At 69.8% G+C, this 7366-nt stretch carries 8 protein-coding genes and 1 pseudogene; 3 read left to right on the top strand and 6 right to left on the bottom strand.

The genetic code is table 11. From position 1 onward, the window contains the following. A partial coding sequence (locus AOQ53_RS33320) for an EamA family transporter (RefSeq protein WP_456293499.1) occupies positions 1-293 on the bottom strand: 293 nt, incomplete at its 3' end. A gap of 86 nt (positions 294-379) precedes the next feature. Continuing rightward, positions 380-979 carry a Clp protease N-terminal domain-containing protein gene (locus AOQ53_RS33315; RefSeq protein ID WP_408055214.1) on the bottom strand — a complete coding sequence of 200 codons (600 nt, stop codon included), beginning with the start codon at positions 977-979 and terminating at the stop codon, positions 380-382. A gap of 224 nt (positions 980-1203) precedes the next feature. On the opposite strand from AOQ53_RS33315, the gene AOQ53_RS33310 reads away from it, so the two are divergent. Next, positions 1204-1632 (top strand): type II toxin-antitoxin system Rv0910 family toxin, encoded by a 429-nt coding sequence (locus AOQ53_RS33310; RefSeq protein ID WP_059422972.1) that lies wholly within the window; start codon positions 1204-1206, stop codon positions 1630-1632. Positions 1633-1741: 109 nt separating this feature from the next. On the opposite strand, the gene AOQ53_RS42015 is transcribed toward AOQ53_RS33310, so the two are convergent. Together AOQ53_RS42015 and AOQ53_RS33300 are read right to left on the bottom strand one after the other, a co-directional pair. Continuing rightward, positions 1742-2365 (bottom strand): PadR family transcriptional regulator, encoded by a 624-nt coding sequence (locus AOQ53_RS42015; protein ID WP_078945617.1) that lies wholly within the window; start codon positions 2363-2365, stop codon positions 1742-1744. 303 nt (positions 2366-2668) lie between these two features. After that, positions 2669-3547 carry a sigma-70 family RNA polymerase sigma factor gene (locus tag AOQ53_RS33300; protein WP_059422968.1) on the bottom strand — a complete coding sequence of 293 codons (879 nt, stop codon included), beginning with the start codon at positions 3545-3547 and terminating at the stop codon, positions 2669-2671. 80 nt (positions 3548-3627) lie between these two features. Here AOQ53_RS33300 and AOQ53_RS33295 point away from each other — a divergent pair, with 80 nt between their 5' ends. Continuing rightward, positions 3628-4134, top strand: coding sequence for a carboxymuconolactone decarboxylase family protein (locus AOQ53_RS33295; protein WP_059422966.1), 507 nt, complete (start codon positions 3628-3630; stop codon positions 4132-4134). Positions 4135-4184: 50 nt separating this feature from the next. Then, positions 4185-4298 (top strand): annotated as a pseudogene (locus AOQ53_RS46875) (oxidoreductase); the annotation flags it as partial. 19 nt (positions 4299-4317) lie between these two features. Here the strand turns inward: AOQ53_RS46875 and AOQ53_RS33290 are convergent. Continuing rightward, positions 4318-5121, bottom strand: coding sequence for a CPBP family intramembrane glutamic endopeptidase (locus AOQ53_RS33290; protein WP_059422964.1), 804 nt, complete (start codon positions 5119-5121; stop codon positions 4318-4320). A gap of 67 nt (positions 5122-5188) precedes the next feature. After that, a complete protein-coding gene (locus tag AOQ53_RS33285; RefSeq protein ID WP_059422962.1) occupies positions 5189-6706 on the bottom strand; it encodes a glutamate-cysteine ligase family protein in 1518 nt (505 codons plus the stop codon). Positions 6707-7366 lie beyond the last annotated feature (660 nt).

Raw genomic sequence — 7366 nt, 5'->3', positions numbered from 1 at the left:
AAGTAGCAGGCCTGGACACCGGCGACGGCCAGCAGCCCGAACCCGGCGAGCAGTCCGGGGCGGCGGCGCAGCAGCGCGCGGTGGCGCACGGCGAGGGGCAGCATCACCAGGGCCGCCCCGGCCACGCGCAGCCACACCACGTGCAGCGGGTCCAGGCCCGCCTCGATCAGCGGCTTGGCCGCGACACCGGATCCGCCGAAGGCGACCGCGGACAGGAGCGCGAGACCGAGGCCCGCGCCCTTGCCGTGCCTGCTGGGGCTGCTGGGGCTGCTGTCAGACGTACGCACCGGCACATGATGACAGGCCATGACAGGAGCGTCACCCCCTATGGCACCTGTCCCACTGCCTGGACGCGACAAGCGGCTCCGCAAAGGACCGGTCAGTAAGCGCCCTCGCCGCCTGTGACGCACTCCTGAGACCGGTCGGCGCGTTCCTGAGACCGGTCGATTCGTTCCTGAGACCGGTCGGACCAGCCGTCGAGCCGGGCGAGGACCGCGTGCGGGTCGATCCCGGCGCGTCGGAGCACCTCGACCGCGCGCGCTTGCGAGTCGACGACGATCGCCGCGAGCAGGTCGACGCCGCGGGCCGGTCCGCCGTGTCGCGCGGCGCGTTCGCAGGCGTACTCCATCGAGGCCGCGGCCAGCGGCGAGAAGCCCGCGGTCTCCGTCACGACGGGGGCGGCGCCGGAGTCCTCGACACCGCTCTGCCAGCGCAGGCCGTAGCCGATGCTGCGCTGGACGAGATAGCCGAGCAGCCGCGCGATCTGCGGCCCGTCGCCGACGACGGCACGCGCCTCGGGGTCGGACTCCAGCAGCGAGTGGAGCAAATGGGCCGTGTCGATCTGCCGGTCCGCGTCCCTGACCGCTCTCCGGCGGGCACCGGTGACCACCGACGCCAGCTCGTCGCTGAGCCGGGCATCGTTCTCCACGCGGTGGATGCCGTGCTCACGGGCCGTCTGGCGGGGGATCCGGGGGTGCACACCCTCTACCTCATCAGTCCCGAGGGTCCGGGTCATCCTCGGAGCGAAGCATTCTCGCGTCCCACAGAAAGTGGACGTCGCCGGCCGGAATCTCCTCCTTACGGAGGACATCAGGCTGTTTCACCGGGCGCTCCAAGGAACGTCTGACTGTTCATCAGTATTGAACATTGCGGCCGTCGCGGCTACGTTCCGCGACATCCAGCCCGACGTGAAGAGGTGGTCGCATGGCCGAGGTCAGCGCGGAGTCACACATCGGGGCGCCGGCCGAGAAGGTGTGGGCCAGACTCACGGACTGGTCCGCGTACCGCGAGTGGAACGCGACCCACACGAGCTTCCCGGCGGGCGGCCCGGAACCTCTCGAAGTAGGCGCGAGGTTCCAGGAGAACATGCGGCTCATGAACTTCCCGGCCGAGGTGGAGTGGACCGTCGAGGCGCTGGAACCGGCCCGCGTGCTCGCCATCCGCGGCAAGGGCCCGATGGGCGTGACCGTCGCGACGCGCTACACCCTCACGCCCGAGGGCGACGCGACGACGGTGCGCATCGACGGCGAGTTCGCGGGCGCGACGGTGTCGCTGATGGCGGGCAAACTCAAGGACTCGGCCACGGCCGCCCTGAACGAGTCGCTGCGCAGGCTGGACGGCCTGGTGACCTGACACCCCGGGCACCGGCGAGACGCTCCCGGCACAAGCCGAGGCGCCCGTGGATCACTCCACGGGCGCCTGCCCAGCACCACACTCGGACGACACTCGTCCTCAGTCCTCGTCAGTCCTCGTCGGCGAGGATCAGATACAGCTTCTTGCGGGCTTCGTTGATGACGCCGAGCGCCTTCTCCCGCTGCTCCTTGCTGCCGGTCTTCCAGACCTGGCCGAAGGCCTCCATGAGACCGAAGCCGGCCTGGCGGATCTCGCCGAGAGCCTCCCAGTCGACCCCGCGGGAGGCCTCTTCCCAGGGCGCCTCGGGCCCCTCTTCGGCCGCGGCGCGGCCCGCCTCGGTGAGCGAGAACAGCTTCTTGCCGCCCTCGGACTCACTCGCGATCAGCCCCTCGTCCTCCAGCAACTGGAGGGTGGGGTACACCGAGCCGGGACTGGGCTTCCACGCCCCGCCGCTGCGCTCGGCGATCTCCTGGATCATCTCGTAGCCGTGCATCGGCCGGTCCTTCAGCAGGGCCAGGATCGAGGCCCGTACGTCACCGCGCCGCGCCCTTCCCCTCGGCCCGCCACGCCCTCGTCCACCCCAGTGCCCGGGACCGAACCCCGGGCCACCGGGCCCGCCCCAGCCGGGACCGCCCGGCCCGAAGGGCCCGAAGGCCGCACGCAGCCCCTCGAAACCGCCCCGGCCGCCGTGACGGGGTCCGCCATGCCCGTGCTCGAATCCGTGAGTACGCATCGCAAACACTCTCCATTCCATCGTTGATCTGTCGCGATGCCTCAACGATATATCGGTACCGCTCGCATGACAAGGCCCGGGCGGCCCGAACCCCCTGACCTGTCTCAGTGAAGTCCGGCGGTTCTCACCGAAGACAAACAGGGGCATTCGTCTCACCTAAGGTTGATCACCCAGGTCAGAACCCGCCTCGCCAGGCTCGGTGCGCGCCAGTGGCCGGCAGCGACAGGCTCGGCCTCCCCGCTGGTGCCCCTTGCGCTGCTGTTGTCACGTGCCCCGGGGCCTCCACCACCCTGGCGTCCTGATTCACACCGGATCCGGCAGGTCGATCGATGCGAGCCTGGCCGGGTCGGTCACGAGTGTGATGGCAGCGATCCGGCCCTCGGCGACGGTGAACGCGATGACCGAGAGCGGGGTGCCGTCCTCGCGCCAAGAGACGATCCCCGGAAGGCCGCTGATGAGCACTGCTCGCTCCCGCGCGGCTGCGCCGGCGGAGAGTTGCGCGCCGGCGGCGACCTGGGTGGCGCCGAGGATGACGACCACACCCTCGGGGGTGTCGGCGGTCAGCCTCACCTCGGGGTCGAGCACACGCAGCAATCCCTCGAAGTCGCCGCGGCGAGCCGCTGCCAGGAAGGCCTGGACCACCTCGCGCTGCTCCCGTCCGACGACCGTTGGCCGCTCAGTCGCCTGCACCTTCCTGCGGGCGCGGCTGGCAAGCATCTTGGCGGCGGCGGTGGACTTGCCGAGGATGTGGCCGATCTCGTCGAACGGCACCGCGAACAGGTCGTGCAGGACGAACGCCAGCCGCTCGCTCGGCCCGAGCGACTCGAGGACGACGAGGAGCGCGAGCCCGACCGAGTCGGCGAGCATCACGTCGTCCTCCGGCGCAGGGCCGTCGTCGACCGTGACCATGAGCTCGGGCAGCCTGCCGTCGTAGGACGCCTCAGGGCGGGCCTGGCGCGATCGCAGGACGTCGAGGCTGATCCTGCCGACCACCGTGGTCAGCCAGCCGGCGAGGTTGTGGATGGTCGCCGTGTCCTGACGGGAGAGGCGCAGCCAGGCCTCCTGCACCACGTCCTCAGCGTCGGCGTGCGATCCGAGCATGCGGTGGGCAACCGCGCGCAGACGGTCGCGCTGTGCCTCGAACAGCTCGGCCACTGGGTCCGTCGGGCTGGTGTCGGACATGTTGTTACCTTCCTCGAATTCGCTCCGTCATGGGGATGACGGGCCCGGACGGGCACAGGTAACCGATGTAGGAGACGGCTATGGAAGTTCGTTCGATCACGGCGGAGGTCCCGATGCTTCCGCGGATGTCCGAGGACCCCGCGGAGCTCGTCCCCGAGCTGGCGGATGTGTCGGCCGCCCTGTTCAAGGTCACCGGCAACGGTTCAGTGCCCCGCGCCACGATCAGCCTGGTCCAGCTGCGCGCTGGTCAGATCGTGGGCAGCACCTACCTGACCGTTCTGCACACGGGATTCCTGCGCAAGGCCGGAGAGCCGGAGGAGCGGATCACGTCCGTGGTGTCCTGGCAGGACTCGCCCTACTTCACCGGTGCCGAGCGTGCCGCGCTGGCACTCGTGGAAGCGGTGCTCCAGCCGTCCGCAGACGGCGAGAGGGTCTCCGACGAGCTGTATGCGCAGGCCGCCGAGCACTATGAGCCCAAGGCGCTCGCCACGCTGATGTTCGCGATCGGCCAGGTCAGCTTCTTCATCTCCGTGGCGCTCATCGCCAAGCCGGTGCCCGGCCGGTCGTTCACCGACCCGTGGAAGTGAGCTACCGGATTGGTCTGGGGAGCACGCCGGTTCATCTTCGATGAGACGAAACCGGCCTCCAGGCCTCGCCCCGCTCCGGCCGCGTCCACACGGAGCTGCGCGGCGACCGCACCCTGCTGACCGGCAGGGCGGTCACCGTCATCGAGGGCGAGCTGCTGGCCTGAGACACCTCCCTCCCCGGGTCTACGCCGTCGGCAGCCAGCCGACCTTGCCCGCCAGCAGGGCGTATCCCACGAAGGCACCGATGTCGAGCAGCGAGTGGGCCACCACCAGCGGGCCCACTCGACCCCAGCGGCGGTACAGGCAGACGAACACCACGCCCATGACCATGTTGCCGATGAAGCCGCCGATGCCCTGGTAGAGGTGGTACGAGCCGCGCAGGACCGAGCTGCCCACCAGCGCGGCCATCGGCGTCCACCCCAGCTGGCCGAGGCGGCGCAGCAGGTAGCCGACGACGATGACTTCCTCCAGCACCGCGTTCTGGATCGCCGAGAGGATCAGCACGGGGTACTTCCACCACACGCCGGGCAGCGCCTCGGGCACCACGGTGAGGTTGAAGCCGAGGCCCCGGGCGGCCAGGTAGAAGGCGATTCCGGTGCTGCCGATGACCGCCGCGATCACCGCCCCGCGGCCGAGGTCGGGCCAGGGCCGGGTGCGGTCGAAGCCGAGGGTGCGCAGGCCCGCGCCCTCGCGCAGCAGGAAGTGCGCGACGAGTACGACGGGCACGAGCGCGGTGGTGATCCCGAAGAGCTGCCAGGCCAGGTCGAGCCAGGGACGGCCGGGCGCGGCCGAGGCGTTCATCGTGGCCGCCTGGTCCTTCAGCCCGCCGGGCTTGGTGACCGAGCCGATGAAGCTGATCAGGGCGGAGACTCCGCTCGCCCCCAGCGAAAGCGCCAGCACGAGCAGCGCCTCGTTGCGGAGCGTCGGCAACGAGAGCCGCTGCTGGGGGATGGAATCGTCGGCCACCGGGCTCGCCTCCGCCTGCACACCTGCCTCCACTTCACCGACCTGTCGGATCAGTATGAGGGCAGCAGGACATCGGCCCGGCGGCGCATCAACCCAACGGCACCTCCTCCGGCAACCCCACGGGCCAGGTGTGCACCGGTTCCCCCTTGTGCATCAGCTCCCGATAGCGCCGGGTCGTGGCCGCCAGCGCGGCGTCCCTCGGGTGGCCCGCGTCCAGCGCCTTGTGGAAGGTCGCGGCCTGCCAGCTCGCCCCGTTCACCCTGCGCCGGCAGCGCTCCTCGATCACACCCAGGTACAGATCGCGGTCGGCCGGCTCCACGCCCCACGCGTCCAGCCCGGCCTCGGCGAGCGGCAGCAGTTCGTCACGGACCAGGCTCACGGCGTCGACCTGCGTGGTCCCGCCGTAGCGGCCGCGCCGGGGCCAGGTGAAGCGGGCGTCGATGCCGTCCTTGCACGCGGCGTCGAAGTTGGCGGCGGCCGCCTCGAACGGCAGCCGGGACCACACCGGCCGGGCCTCCTCGGCGAGGGCGCGGACGACGCCGTAGTAGAACGCGGCGTTGGCCACGACGTCGATGACGGTGGGTCCGGCGGGCAGCACGCGGTTCTCCACCCGCAGGTGGGGGACGCCGTCGGCGATGCCGTAGACCGGGCGGTTCCAGCGGTAGACCGTGCCGTTGTGCAGGACGAGCTCGGCGAGGCTCGGTACGCCGCCCTGGTCGAGCACCTCCAGCGGGTCCTCGTCGTCACAGATCGGCAGCAGCGCCGGGTAGTAGCGCAGGTTCTCCTCGAACAAGTCGTACGCCGAGGTGATCCAGCGTTCCCCGAACCACGTGCGCGGCCGGACGCCCTGGGCCTGGAGTTCGGGCGGACGGGTGTCGGTGGACTGCTGGAACAGCGGAGGCCGCGACTCGCGCCAGAGCTCACGGCCGAAGAGGAAGGGCGAGTTGGCGCCGACGGCGATCTGCGCGGCGGCGACCGCCTGGGCCGCGTTCCACACGTCGGCGAAGCGGGCCGGTGTGACCTGGAGGTGCAGCTGCACGGAGGTGCAGGCGGCCTCCGGCGCGATGGACTTGGACGTGCAGCTGAGGTGCTCCACGCCGGCGATGTCGAGGGTGAACTCCTCGCCGCGGGCGGCCACGATCTGGTCGTTGAGGAGGGTGTAGCGGTCGACGTCGGAGAGGTTCGACGACACCAGGTCGTCCCGGTCGAGGGTCGGCAGAATGCCGATCATCACGATTCCCGCGTCGACCTCGCCGGCTTTCCGGTCGGCATATGCCAGCGACGTACGGAGTTCCTCGGCGAGCCGGTCGAATACCCGGCCGCCCAGGCGGTGTGGGGGAATGTTGACTTCCAGGTTGAACATGGCAAGTTCTGTTTGGAAATCACGACTCGCGATACGTTCCAGGACTTGCGCGTTCAACATTTTCGGCATGCCGTCGGCGCCCGCGAGATTCAACTCGATCTCCAACCCCATGAGGTTCTTGGGGCGATCGAACCGCTTCTCCGCCAGGAGTCGCTCCAAGCCCGTCAGACACCGACGGAGCTTGTCGCGGTAGCGCTGGCGATCGGACAGGTCGAACCGGCCTGCCACGACCTTCTCCCCCATCGAAGCGTCCCTCCTCAGATGATGCGGGGCCGAAGATCCGGCCGCCGGGGTCCCGGTCAGGTGGAGGATGCCCAGCGAAAGCGATCGATAACGTCCCGGACGCACCCGCCGACCGCTACGCTGGTCACGTATGACCGGTGGCACATTCACTCGGCATGACACAGAGGCCGGGGTTTCGGGTTGTGCGGACTCGTGAAAAACGCCGACGAGAATGGGCCGACCGCCGCGGGGGCATTCGCCGAGGTCATCGCCGCACACCCCCGCGTCGAACCGGGATAATTCTCGCGTATCGCCGACCGAATGTACCCTTGTTCTACTCACCGGAAACGGCTAGACGAAACACAGTCTGAACCCGTGTCGTATAAACTCCGCGAACAAGGCAGAAGGTTGGCGCCCACGGTCGATGGGTCATGCCGTCGAGGCGATGTTCGGCGGACCCCACCCCCCTCTTCGTTCTTGAGACCCCGGCCCCTGCCTCTCTGACCCCCGTGAGCTGACAGCGCCGTCCGCCCCCGCCCTCGTGCCGCCGTGCCTTTGAATGAGAGGCGACCCACCATGCCGCTGCATGTCCCGCCGGCTCCCGCGCCCGCACTCCGTTCCGTCCTCACTGCGCTCTCCTCCCCCACCGCGGTTCGCGAGGCCCGAACTCCCTCCCTGCTC

The sequence above is a fragment of the Streptomyces azureus genome (genome assembly GCF_001270025.1).
GTDB classification, from domain to species: Bacteria; Actinomycetota; Actinomycetes; order Streptomycetales; family Streptomycetaceae; genus Streptomyces; species Streptomyces azureus.
This window is presented reverse-complemented; position numbering and strand designations above follow the sequence as displayed.